Source organism: Vibrio bivalvicida (assembly GCF_001399455.2).
GTDB lineage: Bacteria > Pseudomonadota > Gammaproteobacteria > Enterobacterales > Vibrionaceae > Vibrio > Vibrio bivalvicida.
Genome location: NZ_LLEI02000030.1, coordinates 20169 through 37338, shown reverse-complemented (window position 1 = coordinate 37338; position 17170 = coordinate 20169). Strand labels below are relative to the sequence as shown.

At 42.5% G+C, this 17170-nt stretch carries 16 protein-coding genes; 14 read left to right on the top strand and 2 right to left on the bottom strand.

All coding sequences use genetic code 11. The features are described from left to right. Nucleotides 1-277 precede the first annotated feature (277 nt). Complete coding sequence (locus APB76_RS10770) at nt 278-925, top strand: glutathione S-transferase family protein (protein ID WP_054963497.1); 648 nt, start codon at nt 278-280, stop codon at nt 923-925. 174 nt (nt 926-1099) lie between these two features. On the opposite strand, the gene APB76_RS10765 is transcribed toward APB76_RS10770, so the two are convergent. Further along, a complete protein-coding gene (locus APB76_RS10765; RefSeq protein ID WP_049846297.1) occupies nt 1100-1807 on the bottom strand; it encodes an SDR family NAD(P)-dependent oxidoreductase in 708 nt (235 codons plus the stop codon). A gap of 241 nt (nt 1808-2048) precedes the next feature. Between APB76_RS10765 and APB76_RS10760 the strand changes: the two genes are divergently transcribed. The 4 genes from APB76_RS10760 (at nt 2049) to APB76_RS10745 (ending at nt 3896) form a co-directional block, all read left to right on the top strand. After that, the gene (locus APB76_RS10760; protein WP_049846296.1) at nt 2049-2345 is read left to right on the top strand and encodes a hypothetical protein; all 297 of its coding nucleotides are present in this window, start codon (nt 2049-2051) and stop codon (nt 2343-2345) included. A 156-nt stretch (nt 2346-2501) separates the two neighbouring features. Next, nucleotides 2502-2882, top strand: a complete 381-nt coding sequence (locus APB76_RS10755; RefSeq protein ID WP_054963496.1) for a hypothetical protein — start codon at nt 2502-2504, stop codon at nt 2880-2882. Nucleotides 2883-3029: 147 nt separating this feature from the next. After that, a complete protein-coding gene (locus APB76_RS10750) occupies nt 3030-3320 on the top strand; it encodes a hypothetical protein (protein WP_054963495.1) in 291 nt (96 codons plus the stop codon). A gap of 354 nt (nt 3321-3674) precedes the next feature. Continuing rightward, nucleotides 3675-3896 carry a VF530 family protein gene (locus APB76_RS10745; protein ID WP_054963494.1) on the top strand — a complete coding sequence of 74 codons (222 nt, stop codon included), beginning with the start codon at nt 3675-3677 and terminating at the stop codon, nt 3894-3896. Nucleotides 3897-4217: 321 nt separating this feature from the next. On the opposite strand, the gene APB76_RS10740 is transcribed toward APB76_RS10745, so the two are convergent. Beyond that, nucleotides 4218-4949, bottom strand: coding sequence for a TetR/AcrR family transcriptional regulator (locus APB76_RS10740; RefSeq protein WP_054963493.1), 732 nt, complete (start codon nt 4947-4949; stop codon nt 4218-4220). Nucleotides 4950-5130: 181 nt separating this feature from the next. Here APB76_RS10740 and APB76_RS10735 point away from each other — a divergent pair, with 181 nt between their 5' ends. The 9 genes from APB76_RS10735 (at nt 5131) to APB76_RS10695 (ending at nt 17136) form a co-directional block, all read left to right on the top strand. Continuing rightward, the gene (locus APB76_RS10735) at nt 5131-6207 is read left to right on the top strand and encodes an efflux RND transporter periplasmic adaptor subunit (protein WP_054963492.1); all 1077 of its coding nucleotides are present in this window, start codon (nt 5131-5133) and stop codon (nt 6205-6207) included. 1 nt (nt 6208) lies between these two features. After that, on the top strand, nt 6209-7264 hold the full coding sequence (locus APB76_RS10730; protein ID WP_054963491.1) for an efflux RND transporter periplasmic adaptor subunit: 1056 nt from the start codon (nt 6209-6211) through the stop codon (nt 7262-7264). Continuing rightward, the gene (locus tag APB76_RS10725) at nt 7261-10323 is read left to right on the top strand and encodes an efflux RND transporter permease subunit (protein WP_054963490.1); all 3063 of its coding nucleotides are present in this window, start codon (nt 7261-7263) and stop codon (nt 10321-10323) included. The genes APB76_RS10730 and APB76_RS10725 overlap by 4 nt, the downstream gene beginning before the upstream one ends. Before the next feature lie 658 nt (nt 10324-10981). After that, the gene (locus APB76_RS10720) at nt 10982-11722 is read left to right on the top strand and encodes an SDR family oxidoreductase (protein WP_049846288.1); all 741 of its coding nucleotides are present in this window, start codon (nt 10982-10984) and stop codon (nt 11720-11722) included. Between the two features lie 12 nt (nt 11723-11734). Beyond that, nucleotides 11735-12943 carry an acetyl-CoA C-acetyltransferase gene (locus APB76_RS10715; protein WP_054963489.1) on the top strand — a complete coding sequence of 403 codons (1209 nt, stop codon included), beginning with the start codon at nt 11735-11737 and terminating at the stop codon, nt 12941-12943. Between the two features lie 35 nt (nt 12944-12978). Next, a complete protein-coding gene (locus APB76_RS10710) occupies nt 12979-13326 on the top strand; it encodes a phasin family protein (RefSeq protein WP_049846286.1) in 348 nt (115 codons plus the stop codon). A 56-nt stretch (nt 13327-13382) separates the two neighbouring features. Further along, complete coding sequence (phaC, locus tag APB76_RS10705; RefSeq protein ID WP_049846285.1) at nt 13383-15161, top strand: class I poly(R)-hydroxyalkanoic acid synthase; 1779 nt, start codon at nt 13383-13385, stop codon at nt 15159-15161. A gap of 116 nt (nt 15162-15277) precedes the next feature. Beyond that, on the top strand, nt 15278-15970 hold the full coding sequence (locus APB76_RS10700; RefSeq protein WP_054963488.1) for an aspartate/glutamate racemase family protein: 693 nt from the start codon (nt 15278-15280) through the stop codon (nt 15968-15970). Beyond that, entirely contained in the window at nt 15967-17136 is a 1170-nt protein-coding gene (locus APB76_RS10695; protein WP_054963487.1) for an MFS transporter, read from the top strand. Before APB76_RS10700 ends, APB76_RS10695 begins: the two co-directional genes overlap by 4 nt. Nucleotides 17137-17170: the final 34 nt, after the last annotated feature.

Here is a 17170-nt window from a genome sequence, read left to right as displayed (position 1 = left end):
ACGAGGTGCATCTTAACACCTCTAATCAGGTGGCCAAATTCACCGTACCACTACAGGGATTGCTCAAAGTTTCCGACATTAACTGAGCTATACGCCTCACTGTAAGCGCAGAATACATACAACAAATTGTTTAAGAGTGAATCGCAACGCGTGGCTTTTTTGGTTCCTTGGATTCAAGTTTAGTGTTTATGGCACAATGCTTTAAGTTGGGGGAGGCGTTGTTCACCCCCTTAATTGGGCGTCATGTGTCCGCAATTATAGAGACAAGGAGTCAATTTTGTTCAAGCTTTATTACTATCCAAACAATGCGAGCCTCGCTCCTCATTTTTTGCTTCATCATTTAAAAGCAGACTATGAGCTGTTGTTAGTCGATAAAAAATCGAACTCTCAAAAATCAGCGGATTATCTTAGGCTCAACCCAGCAGGGCGCATACCGACCTTAGTTGTTAATGACCAGCCAGTTTTCGAAAGCCCAGCTATCTGCGTGCACATCTGCGAATTGCACCCTGAATCAGATTTAATGCCATCGTTAGGTGAGCCGACTCGTCCTTTGTTTTATCAATGGCTCGCGTTTCTTAATAATACGCTGCAAGCTGAACTCATGGTTCGCTATTACCCTCATCGCCACACTAACGATGAAGCTACCATTCCAAATGTTATAGCGGCGCAGGACGAAAGGATTGCTGATGCATTGTCAATTATCAACGACCAGTTAGAGCTGCAAGAATACTTGCTGGGTGATACCTTATCAGCATGTGACTACTTCTTGTTTATGCTTGCAGAATGGTCGTTGCCAATTGAAAAGTCACCACTCGATTTCAAACACCTAGCAGCGTATTTAAAGCGTCTTTGTTTGAACCCAACTATTAAAGCGGTTTGCGACATCGAGGGTATAGACCTCACCCCATTTGAGTCATACTCATAACAAACTGCTTAAGACGGACAGCCAACGCTCGGCGAGTGTATTCCAAAAGTTGGTCTGTGTTTAAGGTGGTTTGTTTGCGTTGTTATGGCATGTTGTCAGCCGCTTAGTAGGGCGTTAGGTGTCCTAGCCCCCCACTTTTCGTGGGGTACACTAGTCTTCTCTGAAAATTACGAGTTACTCTAAGTCTATGACACTACAACGTATGGAGAGTGTGCTAACGGCAGCCCCAGGAGATAGGCTTCGAATAAAGCTGAGTGCTTTTGCTAGATCTTGTGTTTCAATTTTTAACTTATTATCAATGCGTCCGTCATTAGTCATATCAGTATCTACGACACTAGGGCATAAACAGCATGCCTTTACCCCAAAAGGAAGAAGCTCGTGATAAAGCGATTGGCTATAGCTAACAATTGCAGCTTTTGTTGCTGAATATGCGGCAATTTTATGAACTGGCGCCAAACCAGCAGTAGAGCCAAGGATGTATATTTCTCCGTAGCCTTGTTGTTTCATTTTCTCAGCAATCAGATTACAAGCTGTGATTGTAGATAATAGGTTTACATTTACCAGCTCAGAAAGCTTAGCTAAGGGAAGGTTTGTATTACCAGCGGCTAATACACCCGCACTGTTAACCATAGCATCAATGTTTCCATACTCTTTAATGATTGAAGTGATGGTGGTTTCAACTTCAGAAGGGTTATTGAAATCGACGGATACTGTCTTCACTGGACATGAGGAATACTGGGACTTTAACTCTGCTTTAGCCTGCTCAAGGTTTTCCGTATTTAAGGCAAGTAATACTAAAGAGTACCCTTCCTGAGCAAAGTAATGAGAAATAGTTTTACCAATCCCGCGGCTAGCGCCAGTGATTATGGCAACTTTAGACATAGTGTCTCCCTAAACGATGTAATAAGCGTGTTGTTAGGGTAATGTACTAAATAGTTTCCTAAATTCGAACTGGTTCTTGCTCCGAAGGCATAACAAAAGACTCTGGCGTCATTTTAGAGTGATTAACAGAGCTTGGCATTTTGGATTTGAATTGTTTTTAGTGTTTACGGCACAATGGGTTAAGTTCCGTGGTGGTGGTGCTCACTACTTAACGCAGTGTTATTTGCTTTGAGGACTATTTATGATAAGCAGCGAATATGTAGTGAAGAAACCCAACGATAAAGAGCTACATTTGATTTTTGAATTAGGTTTGCCTGAGCCAGATCCAAATTCGGTAACGGGTGATTATCGCTGTAAATTTAGTGTGTTGGCATTGGGTATTGATGAGTATATTTATGGAGTAGATGCAATGCAGTCATACTGTATGACTTTAAAACGCTTTAATCTTCTTGTAAATGATCTTATCTCTGATGGGTGTAAGTTTTACTATCCGGGCTTTCTAGATATGGAAGTGGATATTCTGTCAACGTACTTTTAGGCACGCACATAACAAACTACTTAAGACGGACTACCAACGTTCGGTGAATTTGCTTCAAAGTTTGCGTCGTGTTTACGGCACAATGGTTTAGGTTTGGAGGTTGCGCTGCTTACTACTTAACACGGCGTTGTGCGACTCAGAAAAAAGGAGTTTCGAGTGGAGAAAATAATTGATGAGTTAATTGCTCAGGGGTATGAAGTATCTGGTAGTAATTCAAGTATTCGCGTAAGGATGGGGGCAGTTACTGGTAAGGTTGTTATTCGTAAAAGTGCCTATTCAAATACTTTTGTAGTGTCTACTCATACTTGGATTCAGCTTATAGCTTTGACGTTGATGCTTTCTTCACTTCTGTCTTCGATTTTCAGTCAGTGGGGACAGCCCGAAATAAGTGGTGCAATGTGGTTTAGCTTTTCGATTGGCATCCCTATTGTAATAACGGGTTTTGTAACTGCAATTATTGCTGAAATTCAGTTACAACCCGTTCGTCAGATCGTAAGAATAGTAAATTCAAAGCTATCACCACCAGTCGTTAACTAGCATTTAAGACGGCTTTCCAACGCTCGGCACTTTTGATTTGCTTTGGCTTAAGTGATTACGGCACAATACTTTAAGTGTAACTATGTTATGTCTACTTTTACGTGGGTACACTAGATTTTTGTGGCAAACAATTACTTCGGAGTTTTTATGATTGAAATCGATTACTTAGTCCAAGTAGTCAGTGTTCCTGCTGATTTAATTGAAGCGTCGAAGAATGCTAGCTCTGATTTGTATGACACATACAAAGTTTACGAAGTACTTGTTCAGTCAAATCTCTTATGGCGCGTTTGGTATATAGATGATTATGACAAAATCTGGCTTGAAGTTAATTTAGTTAATAGTGCTGGAAAGGCAGAGTTTCATACGATAGCTTTAGACGAAGATACCTATCTGAAAGTAAGTGTTGAGCCTTATGAAGTTTTAGAAGAACTCGTATAGTTTCAAACGTATCAAATGGCTTAAGGCAGACTGCCAACTCATTAAATGACATGACCGTAAGAAAATTAGAAGGCGACGTAAAATCAATGGTTAAAACCATTTATGGCGACAAATCGTATGCAATAAGCGTTGCAATTAACTTAGCTGGTGAATAAATTTCTAGCATTCGGCCACTACCGAGTTTCAGGTTGCAAAGGACATGGCTCAAGAAAGCCATAAAGCTGTCTGCCATGCTAGGTGTTGAAGCTTTAACTATTACGCTTTGTTTGTCATCAATTCTTGGTGCAAATACTAGGTGGGGACCTTGTGATATTCTGTTAAACTAGGGGATTGCAGCCTCTAGGAAGATGAATTATGAGCCAAGAACAACCAAACAACCCTCTACATGGATTAACCTTGGAAAAAATCCTTGTACGCTTGCAAGAGCACTATGGGTGGGAAGGTTTGGATGCTCAAATTCAAATAAACTGTTTCTATAATAACCCATCTATCAAGTCATCATTGAAGTTTCTGCGTCGTACGCAATGGGCGCGACAGCAAGTCGAAGCCTTGTATATAGAGACTTTTTGTAAATAAAGGTGGCATCAAGCCAAGTAGAACCACCGCCATCGTGCACAAATAACACTGAGTCATCCTGTGATCTCAATATTGCTGAGGCAGAGCGTTGCTGCAGTTAGCTAAGTAGGATAGAAGCTTCGATAAGTTGCTGTGCATTGCTGATGAATTGAGGAAAAGCGATATTTTTGAACAGAACATACGATAAGCAGTGAAAGGTAGCTATAACTATGATCAGTTTTTGTCTAAATAGTTCATATGCAATGTTTTTGTATCTTATGGGTCTTCTACCAAGCGAGGTGTAGTCTTAATCGCCAATTAACCTCGCTTGATAGAGGGAGCTTAAGGTGCCTCTTCAGAGAGGGCTTTGATGTCGCATTCTATGTCGTATACTAGTTCCGAGACTTTACTAGGGCGTAAAATGAACGACTCTGGTACTTGAAAACGACAAGCCATCATGGTGTTGTACATTTCCCAGTGCTTCAATAAGCATTCTTCCAAACAATCGGTTTCATCAACCCAGGTTTCTTTCATGAAAGGGGTTAAGCTGGCGGCACCATGAGCATACATAATCATTTGCCACTTGATTTCCCATATCTTGATTTGAGCCTCTGGGTGTTGTTCGTTGTATTGGTTAGCCAATTGGGAAATAAGTTGTTCAATTTCACCTGAATTATCAATGAAGTAGTCGAAGAGCGCGTCTTCTTGTCTCACAGCATCGGCAATTAACTGGATTGGCTGTTTAAATTCGAGCATATGAGCGAGCAAACGCACAGAAAAATAATATAACTTTATGTTGGTGCCGACGTCGACTGGCATATGCTCGATTATCGTACGAATGTACTTTTCCATATACAGGTGCAAACCATCACTAATTGCATACCAAATTTGCTCTTTGCTACCGAAATGGTGGCGGATCAAGCTATGAGATACACCTGCTTTATCGCTGATGTTTCTCAGAGACACGCGCTCATAGCCTAAATCGCAGAACAGCTCTGTTGCAACGCGCATGATTTCGCATTTGGTCTTTTCTGCGTCTTGAGCACTTCTTCGGCCTTGCTTTCTTTCAGTCATAACTCTCATCAATCTTGTGAAACGCCTTCTTTCTACCAGAAATTTCGTTCGATTTCATCAAAGAACATCTAAACAGTATAGATCGTTTAAATTTTATATTACACACCTGGAAAATAAACATTGATCTTGGTTGGGATTTAAATATACTGCACGAGTGTGTAATAAACAAAGATGCTTAGCCATGAACGCATTAACAGAGAGAATAAAGCCGGCGATAAAACTCCTTGCTGTTGGAGTTATCGCTATAGGTACGGCGGGTTGTAACAAAGCGAATTCAGAAATGACTCATTCTGTAGTTAAACCGGTCAAGCTGATAGAAGTGCCTGATTTATCGACTAAAAAATTTGACTCATTCATTGCGACAATTGATGCAACAGATCGTGCTGCGTTGTCTTTCCAAGTGGCGGGGGAAATAGAGAGCATCAATGTACGCATGGGAAGTGTGGTAAAAAAAGGTGATGTGTTAGCTGAGCTTGACCCGACCGATTACCAACTGGCATTTGATGCACGTCTTGCTGAATATAATTTGGCCAAAACGGCTTTTGAGCGTGCTGTTCAATTGCATATTAAACAGTTAATTAGCGTTGATACCTATGATCAAAATGAAACTCAGTATAAAGCGGCCAAAGCAGCATTAGAACAGGCAAGAACGGATCTAAACTACACCCAGATTATTGCGCCTTTTGATGGAGTAGTGTCGCTTACTTTTGGTAAAGAATATCAAGTTGTTGGTGCAAACCAGCCGGTACTTAATTTAATCGACAACAATGTTCTTGATGTTGTATTGACTGTTCCAGTTAGCTACGTCGAAAGGCATGGTCTAGATCATATCGCAGACTCAAGCTTTCAAGTAGTCATGGACAGCCACAAACAAATTTCTATGCCAGCAAAGTTTAAAGAAATCTCGACTCAGCCTGACGCAGATACCAATAGCTACACTGCTAGTTTAATTGTTAAAAGGCCGCAGCAGCTTAACTTATTACCAGGTATGACCGGACAGGTGCAACTGCTAAACGAGCAGCGAGGAGAAGGGCTGAATTTTGCTTCTACTGCCTGGGTTTCACTACAAAATGGAGAAGGGCAACTATACCGATTTGATACCAAGACAGAGACCATCTCTTTGATCCATGTAGTGCTAGACAGCAATGGAAACATTGTTGATGGGGTTACGAGCGGAGATCTTATCGTCCAAGCTGGTGTTGAGAACTTATCTCCCGGGCAACAGGTCAAGGCGTGGAAGAGAGAGGGGGGTATTTAACATGCATTCTAAATCTTATGTTCTGACGATTTTATCGGTCTTACTGCTTTCGGCTTGTACACCAGAAACAGCTCACCGCGACGCTAACCCGTTGATAGTTGATACATTCAATGTTGAAGCGGCGTCACAGAGCCAGTTCCGCAATTTTAATGGCCAAGTTATGCCTGCAGAATTGACCCCCCTCGCTTTTCGCTTAGATGGTGAGATCGCGTCGATTTTGGTTAAAGAAGGTGACAATGTCACTAAAGGACAAGCTATCGCCTTGCTCGATAATTCGAAAGCAAAGCAACAGCTCAATGATGCGCAAGCGAAATACGAACTTGCTCTAAAACAGGTTAAGCGTGGGCAAGAACTACGCAAAAGCAAAATGATCTCTAGCGCTGAGCTGGATGAGTTGACGGCCAACTTTCAACTTGCACAAGCGAATCTCGGTTCAGCAAAAGCAACAATGAAGTACATGCGTCTTCGTGCGCCATTTGATGGTGTTATTTCATCAGTAGATAAGAAGAAATTCGAGAACATCAGTCCGGGAGAGCAAGTGATTTCTCTTTATCAAGCTAGCCAAGTTTATGTGAAAATCGAGGTGTCTGATTCTGTACTCGCGCTGCTAAACCCTCAGACCAATGCGCAAGATTATCAGCCAATGGCGACATTTTCTGGGCACAGTGGTAGCTATCCAATCTCTTACTATGAGCATACCAGCGAACTTCATCCACAAAGCCAAACATACGAACTGTGGTTGAAAATGCCTCAGGTTGAGCAACCTATTTTGCCCGGGACAAGTGCCAAGGTTTCGGTCGACTTAGTGAAAGCAGGATTAGATACCTTTAAAGCTTATCAGCTACCAATGACGGCGATTGATCCTGGTCGACAACCCCAAGACTTTTATGTGTGGAAGCATGAACAAGGCGAAGCACATCGTTATCCGGTGATAGTTGATCAAATTACAGGAAATGGCGCGCTAGTTGGAACTGGAGTTGAAAAAGGTGATGTGCTGATTAATTCGAATTTAAGAAAATTACGTGACGGTATGAAAATTAAGGGAGCTGAGCTGTGAGCATTGCTGAGTACTCGATAAAAAACAAAGTAATTAGTTGGTTGTTCTTAATCATCCTAGCGATTGGTGGTTACACTTCTTTTGTGGATCTAGGGCGATTAGAAGATCCCGCGTTTACGATAAAAGACGCGATGATCATATCTACTTATCCAGGTGCAACATCGCAAGAAGTTGAAGAGGAACTTACTTACCCGCTTGAAAAAGAAATTCGGAAGCTTCCCTATATCGATAAGGTGACATCGACATCTTCGAATGGAATGTCTCAGATAACGGTTAGTATGGAGATGGAATACGGCCCAGATGAACTTCCTCAAATATGGGATGAAATGCGTAGAAAGATTAATGATCTACGGCCCAATCTTCCGAGTGGCGTCAATTCGGTTCAGATCATTGATGATTTTGGTGACGTCTATGGCATCATGATCATGCTCACGGGTGAAGGCTACGATTTTATTGAACTTAAACGATATGCGGACTACCTAAGCCGTGAACTTGAGTTGGTTGATGGCGTGGGCAAAGTTGCAATTGCAGGCGACCAACAAGAGCAGTTATTTGTCGAAATATCTTTAGAGCGTCTTGCCGCACTTAACCTCGACATGAATACCGTCGTAGGTTTACTCAACCAGCAAAACAGTGTTCAGTCTGCCGGTGAAGTTATGGTGAATGGCCAAACATTGACGATCCGGCCAAGCGGTACTATGAGTTCTGAACAAGAGTTAGAAGAACTCATCATTCACGGTCGTGACACGGGTAATCTGATTCGTTTGAAAGATGTTGCTGCTATTAGCCGTGGCATTCAAGATAAGCCCTCAAATGTCGTTACATTTAACGGTAAGCCTGCAATTAATCTTGCCATCTCTTTTGGTGCGGGTGTCAACGTTGTCGAAGTGGGCAAAGCACTAGATGCTGAGTTAGCTGCATTAGAGAATATTCGACCTGCTGGTGTCGAGGTCAATTACTTCTATAATCAACCTGCAGAAGTATCGAAATCAGTTAATGACTTCTTAGTAAGTCTGGCTCAAGCCGTCGCTATTGTAATCATTGTTTTACTTTTCACTATGGGGCTTCGCAGCGGAGTTATCATTGGTGCCGTTCTTCTACTTACGGTGATGGGTACATTTATCCTAATGAAGCAAAATGATGTTGAGCTGCATCGTATTTCATTGGGCGCGCTGATCATTGCGTTGGGGATGTTAGTTGATAATGCAATTGTGGTTGTCGAAGGCATATTGGTTGGTCTTAAACGTGGCAAGACCAAAGTTCAAGCTGCGATAGATATCGCGAAACAGACACAATGGCCACTGCTTGGTGCAACAGTCATTGCGATTACAGCATTTGCACCTATTGGCCTGTCCGAGGATGCCACCGGGGAGTTTATGGGCTCATTGTTCTGGGTGCTGTGCTATTCCTTGTTCTTAAGTTGGGTCACGGCGCTAACATTGACTCCATTCTTAGCTGATCTATTACTCAACGAAGAAGACAATAGTAACGCCGCAGAAGATGCAGACCCGTATAAAGGCGTATTGTTTACAGCCTTTGGTGCTTGCTTAAAGTTTGCTCTTCGCTTTCGCTGGTTAACTGTGATAAGCATGGTGGGGTTGCTTGTGGTCGCTGTAGCAGGCTTTGGCATGGTGAAGCAACAGTTCTTCCCACCATCGAATACGCCGATGTTCTATGTCGATATGTGGATGCCTCAAGGTACGGATATTCGACAAACTATAGAAGAAACAAAGAAGGTTGAAAAATACATTCGCCAACAAGAAAACGTTGAGTTTGTTTCAACGACAACAGGGCAGGGGTTACAGCGTTTTGCTTTAACTTATCAGCCTGAAAAGAGCTACGAAGCTTATACCCAATTGCAGGTTAGAACTCACGACCGTGAAACGATGTTTGAGTTGTTAGAAAAGCTCGATAAAAACCTCTCAGAGAAGTTCAATCAGCCAACGTTTCAATTTAAATTGATGGAATTTGGACCTTCCCCAGCGTCGAAAATTGAAGCTCGAATTACAGGTCCTGATCCACAGGTACTACGTGATATCGCAGTGCGAGTTGAAGACGTATTACTTCAAGACCCAGGTGCACGAAATATTCGTCACGATTGGCGCGAGCGAACAAAAGAACTCGTCCCGCAATTCAACGAGTCAAAAGCGCGTCGTTTGGGCATTTCCCAAGAAGAGGTTTCGAATACGTTACAAATGGCATTTGGAGGCACACCTATTGGCTTGCTTCGTGATGGCACGCATATGCTGCCAATCATTGCGCGATTACCCGAACAAGAGCGCGTGGACTTTGAATCCTTAGCCAACGTTAAGATTTGGAGCCCAACACTACAAAACTATATCCCTGTGGAGCAGGTTATTGATGGTGTAGCTTTAGATTGGCAGGAGCCGTTGATTCAGCGTAGAGACAGAAAACGTACACTAACGGTACTGGCTGATCATGATGTACTTGGCCATGAAACACCGGCAAGTTTATTCAGCCGCGTTCGTCCGCAAGTTGAAGCGCTACCTTTACCAGATGGGTATTCAATCAGTTGGGGCGGTGAATATGAATCTTCTAAAGATGCGCAGCAAGCTCTGTTTGGCTCAATGCCAATGGGTTATCTACTAATGTTTATCATTACCATGCTTTTGTTCAACTCATTTAGAAAACCGTTGGTTATTTGGTTGACTGTACCGTTATCTATTATTGGTGTTTCGATAGGACTACTTGCGACAGATATGCCATTTAGTTTCACGGCATTCTTAGGGCTGCTGAGTCTAAGCGGTATGATTCTTAAGAACGGTATAGTGCTGCTTGATCAAATAAATATTGAATTGAATTCAGGAAAAGATCCGTATCAAGCCGTTTTTGACAGTGCTATTTCTCGCGTACGTCCCGTTAGCATGGCCGCTGTCACCACAATTTTGGGCATGATACCGTTGGTATTTGATGCATTTTTTGGCTCAATGGCGATTACAATTATGGCCGGATTGGGTTTCGCTACCGTTCTGACTCTAATTGTTGTCCCTGTTTTATTCACCATTTTCTACCGAATCAAACCTTCCACTGCCGGATAGTTCAAGGATTGAATAACGATTCGTTTGTAGACAGCCCGGATTTCGCATCCGGGCTTTTTTGTTCTTATTGTTGCCTTTCTATTGTCCTTATTGTTAATAGCAATCTAAGAACGAAATTCTTATTCTATTTAGACTAAAGTCAAATAAGGTCTGCTATACAAAATATTATTCCATTCAGTAATTTATGGAAATTAATTGATAGTACTGCAACTATAATAAAGTCTCGAATAAGACTGAAGTCAATGTCAGTTAGTAACAATATAGTCATAAACAATAGACTGATAAGTCACGAAAATAGCTTTCACCTAATAGGTGATGGAGAGCAATGAAACGAGTGAAATTCAATGAAAAACGTTATTAAACAATGGGATAGCCGTTAGTGACTTGCGTGTTTGTAACGGTTTTGGTATTAAAAACAATACCTTATCTCTAGTTAACAACCATATAACATTTCATTCTATATGAGACCTTGTTCAACTTTATGCATTTAATTTCAGAAAGTATTTGAACTGTAATAAATACCGATTACTTTTGATAATTAAAAGACGGAAGAAAAGTCTTACAAAAGTTTATTAATGACGTTGGTTGGTGCTTAATAGCAAGCACCCAAAAAACACAATACTTGGTTATTTATTGCTGTTAAGAATGGAGTCTCTTAATGAAAAAACTCGCTTTGATCACTGGATCAAAAGGCGGAATTGGTTCTGCTATTACTACTCAATTAGTGAACGATGGCTATCGTGTGATTGCCACACATTTCACTGGCAAAAAGCAATGTGCTCAAGAATGGTTCAATGAGAAGGGATTCACTAACGAACAAGTGCGTTTATTCGAACTTGACGTTACGGATACTGAGCAGTGTGCTGAGCGCTTAGCAGGCTTACTTGAAGAAGAAGGGACCGTTGATGTAATTGTCAACAATGCTGGCATTACACGTGATGGTACGTTCAAAAAGATGACTGCTTCTGCATGGAAAGAGGTTATCGAGACAAACTTAAATAGTGTATTCAACGTTACTCAGCCTCTGTTCGCCGCAATGTGCGAAAAGGGTAACGGTAGAGTAGTCAATATTTCGTCTGTTAATGGTATCAAAGGACAGTTCGGACAAACTAACTATTCTGCTGCCAAGGCTGGCATGATTGGTTTCTCAAAGGCTTTAGCTGCAGAAGGTGCGCGTTCTGGAGTAACAGTAAATGTGGTAGCTCCAGGTTATACGGGCACGCCTATGGTTGAGGAAATGAAACCTGAAGTCCTTGAATCTATTAAAGCTCAAATCCCTATGCGTCGTTTGGCAACGCCAGAAGAAGTTGCTAAGTCAGTTTCTTTCTTAGTGAGCGATGCCGCTGCCTACATTACGGGGGAAACACTCTCTGTAAATGGCGGCTTATACATGCAGTAAGGAGTGAGTGAAATGGAAAAAGTATTTATTGTTGGTGCTAAGCGTACACCTATCGGCGCTTTTGGTGGTTCATTAAAAGACATCTCGGCTGGCAACTTAGCGTCAATTGCGATTAAGGCTGCGGTATCTGACAGCAACATTAACGTTGACGTGATTGATGAAGTTATCGTGGGTCACGTGGTTAGTGCCGGTCAAGGTATGGGTGTTGGACGTCAAGCTGCCATCTATGCGGGAATTCCCAAAGAAGTTCCAGCCTACTCTTTGAACATGGTGTGTGGCAGCGGTATGAAAACTGTGATGGATGCCGTCAGCCATATTCGTTCTGGAGATGCAGATGTTGTTGTCGCTGCTGGGGTTGAGGTGATGTCTCAAATTCCTTTCACTGTACCTTCAGGAATTCGAGATGGCCATAAGATGGGCAGCATGAACCTGACAGACCTGTTGATCAATGACGGCTTAACCGATGCGTTCAACCAGTATCACATGGGTGTAACGGCGGAAAATGTTGCAAAAGAGGTCGGACTTTCGCGCGAACAGCAAGATGAATATGCGCTTGCGAGTCAGCTTAAGGCTGTGTCTGCTATCGAAGCAGGCAAGTTCCAGAATGAAATTGTCTCAGTTGACGTTAAAAAGCGACGTGAAACCATCGTCTTCGATACTGATGAGTACCCAAAACCAGACGCGACATTGAGTGGATTAGCTAAACTTCGCCCAGCTTTCGACCGTGAAGGAACAGTGACCGCGGGTAATGCGTCTGGTATCAACGATGGCGCAAGTGCGATTGTTGTTGCGAGTGAATCGGCTGTAAAAGCGCACGGTTTAACACCCATTGCTGAAGTTGTAAGCTGCGCTCAGTCGGGTCTAGCGCCAGAAATTATGGGACTTGGCCCTGTTGAAGCTGTGACTAAAGCACTAGCCAAAGCAGAGCTGAAAACAGACGACATCGATGTGTATGAGCTGAATGAAGCCTTTGCGGCACAAGCACTTGGTGTGGTGCATAAATTAGCAGAAAAGCATCAAGTATCGGTGTCATCAATTCTTGATAAAGCCAACCCTAATGGCGGTGCAATTGCACTAGGTCATCCCCTTGGTGCATCTGGCAACCGCATCCTGGTTTCACTAATCCACGAGCTTAATCGTGGGCAAGGTCAATACGGTGTCGCCTCACTTTGTGTCGGTGGCGGTATGGGCACTGCAGTAGTAATAAAATCAATTAACTAACCCATTTAAATAGATTTAACTTAGGAGTGATACTCATGTACACAGATTTCTTCAAAACGTTTACTGACCAAACTGAAAAAGGTCTAGAACCGTACGTAAAATTCAACAAGCTAGTGACTAAAAATGTAGAAGTGCTCACTGAGCTTCAACTAAATGCAATCCGTACATACAGCGAAATGGGTTTAACTCAAATGAAAGCGGCTAGTGAAGTGAAAGACGTGACTTCGCTAACGGCATTCAATAGCCAACAGCTAAATGTACTAACGAAGCTCTCGCAGCAGATGATGGACGACAGCAATAAATTACAGTCAATTGCTAAAGAGTTCAAAGATGATGTTGAGCAAATAACATCGGAAAACCTTAAGACAGTGACTCCTGCATAACACTGACTTCTCTGCCGCCGAAAGGCGGCATTTTTTCCGATCTTAGGAGTAGCAATATGTTACAACACTTCTTTTCGGACTACCTTGTTAAGCTCCAAGAAACCAATCAAAAATGGTGGGAAGATCTAGAACTCAGCAGGGCAGCCGCAAACTCTCCCCTAAATAAAGCGATGCAAGAGGTCAATTTCGAAGATACAACAAAGCTTTTCGAAAGTGCAGCAAATCAACCTGCTGTATTGCTTAAAATTCAAGCTGACTGGTGGCAGCAGCAGCTACAAATTTGGCAAAATGTCGCACTTACGGCCAATACAGAAGAGATTGTGCAAGCAGAGAAAGGTGACAAACGTTTTGCACACGAAGAGTGGCAAAAAGACATCTTTTATAACTTTATCAAGCAATCTTATCTTCTATTCAGCAAAACTTACCTTGAAACGATAGAAAGTATCGAAGGTCTAGATGAGAAGAGTAAAGAGCGCATTAGCTTTTTCTCGCGTCAAGCCATCAATGCAATGTCTCCAAGCAATTACATTGCGACCAACCCAGAACTGCTTAAGCTAACGTTAGAGCAAAATGGTGAAAACCTACTTGCAGGTTTGGAGCAGTTAAAAGAAGATGTTGAGTCGAGCGCTGATATCTTGAAGATTCGAATGACAAACAATAATGCATTCCGAATCGGAGAGGACATTGCCAATACGCAAGGCGATGTTGTTTATCAAAATGAACTGTTTGAACTGATTCAGTACCGCCCTATGACCGAAAAGGTCAATGCAACCCCACTGCTGATCGTACCGCCGTTTATCAATAAGTACTATATTCTTGATTTGCGTGAGAAAAACTCAATGGTTCGCTGGCTGTTAGAGCAGGGGCATGCGGTCTTTATGATCTCATGGCGTAACCCAAGCAAAGAACAGCGCAACGTTGAGTTTGGGGACTATGTGACAGAAGGCGTTGCTAAAGCAGTATCGGCCATTGAAGACATTACCGGTCAAGATCAAATTAATGCAGCGGGTTATTGTATTGGTGGGACAGTCCTCGCTTCCACTATTGCCTACTACGCCGCCAAACGAATGAAAAAGCGCATTAAAAGTGCGTCTTTCTTCACTACGCTGTTGGATTTTTCTCAACCGGGAGAAGTCGGTGCTTACATCAATGACACCATTATTGATGCGATAGAAGCGCAAAACAATGCCAAAGGCTATATGGATGGACGTTCCCTTAGTGTAACTTTCAGTTTGCTACGTGAAAACAGCTTGTACTGGAATTACTACGTAGATAATTACTTGAAGGGTAACAGTCCTGTCGACTTTGATTTGCTGTACTGGAATAGTGATAGCACCAATGTAGCCGCTAATACTCACAACTTTATGCTTCGAGAGCTCTATTTAAACAATAAGTTGGTTGAAGATAAGGGTGTCAAAATTGGAGGAGTATGGATCGACCTGAATAAAATTAAAGTACCAAGCTACTTTATTTCAACGAAGGAAGACCATATTGCTCTGTGGCAGGGGACGTATCGTGGTGCGCTCAATGTGGGTGGTAATAAAACATTTGTACTGGGTGAGTCCGGGCACATCGCAGGTATCATAAACCATCCTGAAAAAGGCAAATATGGTTTCTGGACTAACGATTCTTTGGACGATAGTGCGGATGAGTGGTTAGCCAATGCTGATCATACTGAAGGCTCTTGGTGGACTCATTGGCACCAGTGGTTATTAGGTTTTAATCCTGAAGAGCAGGTGGAGCCGTTTAAAGTTGGTAGCGAACAGTTCCCTGTATTGGGGCCGTCACCTGGCAACTATGTAAAACAGGTTCTACCGATTACAGACACCAACTAAGTTGTGCTAAATAAGAAAAAGCCCTTAGCGTCAGCCATGCTAGGGGCTTTTTTGTTTGTAATGGTTTTCGATATCTGTTTAATTGGATCAACTGGGGTCAATTTAGGGGAAAGGGAATGAAAACAATTGGCATGATCGGTGGTATGAGTTGGGAGTCAACTGCGGTTTATTACCAGCAGCTAAATGAAGGTATTAAACAGCAAAAAGGCGGATTACACTCTGCAAAAGTAATCCTAAATAGCGTCGATTTTGCTGAAGTTGAAGCTTTACAGCGTAGTGGCGACTGGCAAGCTAGCGCGGACCTTCTATGTCAGGCTGCGCGATCTATAGAAAGGGCGGGTGCTGACTTCATTCTTATTGCTACAAACACGATGCATAAAGTTGCCGGCCAAGTGGTGGATTCTGTCGATATACCTCTGCTCCACATTGCAGATTGTACTGGAGAACAACTACAGCGAAAGGGCATTACTCGAGTAGGATTGCTTGGCACAGCTTTTACGATGGAGCAAGATTTCTATAAACAAAGGCTCACAGACAAATTTGGTATAGAAGTGATCACTCCCAATGGTGTGCAGCGAAAACTTGTCCACGATATTATCTACAATGAGCTTTGCCTAGGTGAAATAAAGAGATCCTCAAAAGATGATTATTTGACGATTATTGAAGACCTTACTGCATCTGGTGCACAAGGCGTGATTTTAGGTTGTACAGAAATAGGGTTACTAGTCGAGCAGAAAGACACCCGAATCCCGTTGTTTGATACTGTTGCGATCCATACGCAGGCAGCGGTTAAAGAGGCGTTAAGATGAATCGAAACGTATGGCTGCTATCGTTATGTCAGGCTCTTTTAATGACGGGAAACATTCTATTGATTTCTGTCATTGGCTTAGTTGGTAAAACGCTGGCGCCGAGTGCTAGCCTCATTACTCTTCCGGTTGCTCTACAATTTTTAGGTTTGATGAGTGCGACAATTCCAGCCTCTTTAATTATGGGAAACCTTGGGCGAAGAAAGGGATTTAGCATAGGCAACATAGTGGGCATCATTGGTGCTTCGATTGCAACCTACGCATTGTCTCAGCAAACATTCTATCTATTCTGCTTTGGCACGTTCTTACTTGGTATCGGCATTGGTTTTGGCACTCTATATCGTTTTGCAGCGATAGAAGTGTGTGATGAAAGCGCTAGGCATCGGGCTATATCCATCTCTATGGCTGGTGGTGTTTTAGCCGCTATACTCGGGCCTAATCTAGCGATCTATTCACAGCAATGGTCGAGTGATGGCTTGTATGTAGGCGCATTTATGTCTTTGATTGTGCTTAATATTGTTGCGTTGTGTTTATTACAGACGATCAGTTTTCCTAAATCGCTAACTCGCACTGAAGCACATTCAGCTCAACCACTCAGTGAGATCATTAAAGCGCCTAACTTTATGATTTCAGTGTTTGCCGCTATGGTCGCTTATGCTGTCATGAACATCTTAATGACGGCAACACCACTTGCGATGATAGGTTGTGGATTTGATTTTAACAAAGCAGCAGGTGTTATTGAATGGCATGTACTTGGAATGTTTGTCCCAGCATTTTTTACAGGTAGTCTGATTGAACGATTTGGAGCAAGGGCGATGATTCTTGCTGGTGGATTACTGTTTGTTTTGTGTATTGCCATTAACATTCACGGTCAATCTATTTGGCACTTTAGTGTTGCGTTGATATTGCTTGGCGTAGGTTGGAATTTTATGTTTATTGCTGCCACGGGGTTGTTTAGTCAGTCATACAAACCAGCCAATAAATCGAAGGCTCAAGCATTCAACGAGTTTTTTGTTTTTAGCTGTGTCACCGTTACGGCGTTAATGTCAGGTTGGCTGGAGTCTACGGTCGGATGGCAAGCTATGAATATTTACGTTTTGCCTTTTGTACTAGCGATTATCACTCTCTTTGGTGTGAATACCTATAAGGCCAATAGGGCAGTTGCGTAGAAAGTGCAACAATAAAAAGGCAGAGGACTGATCC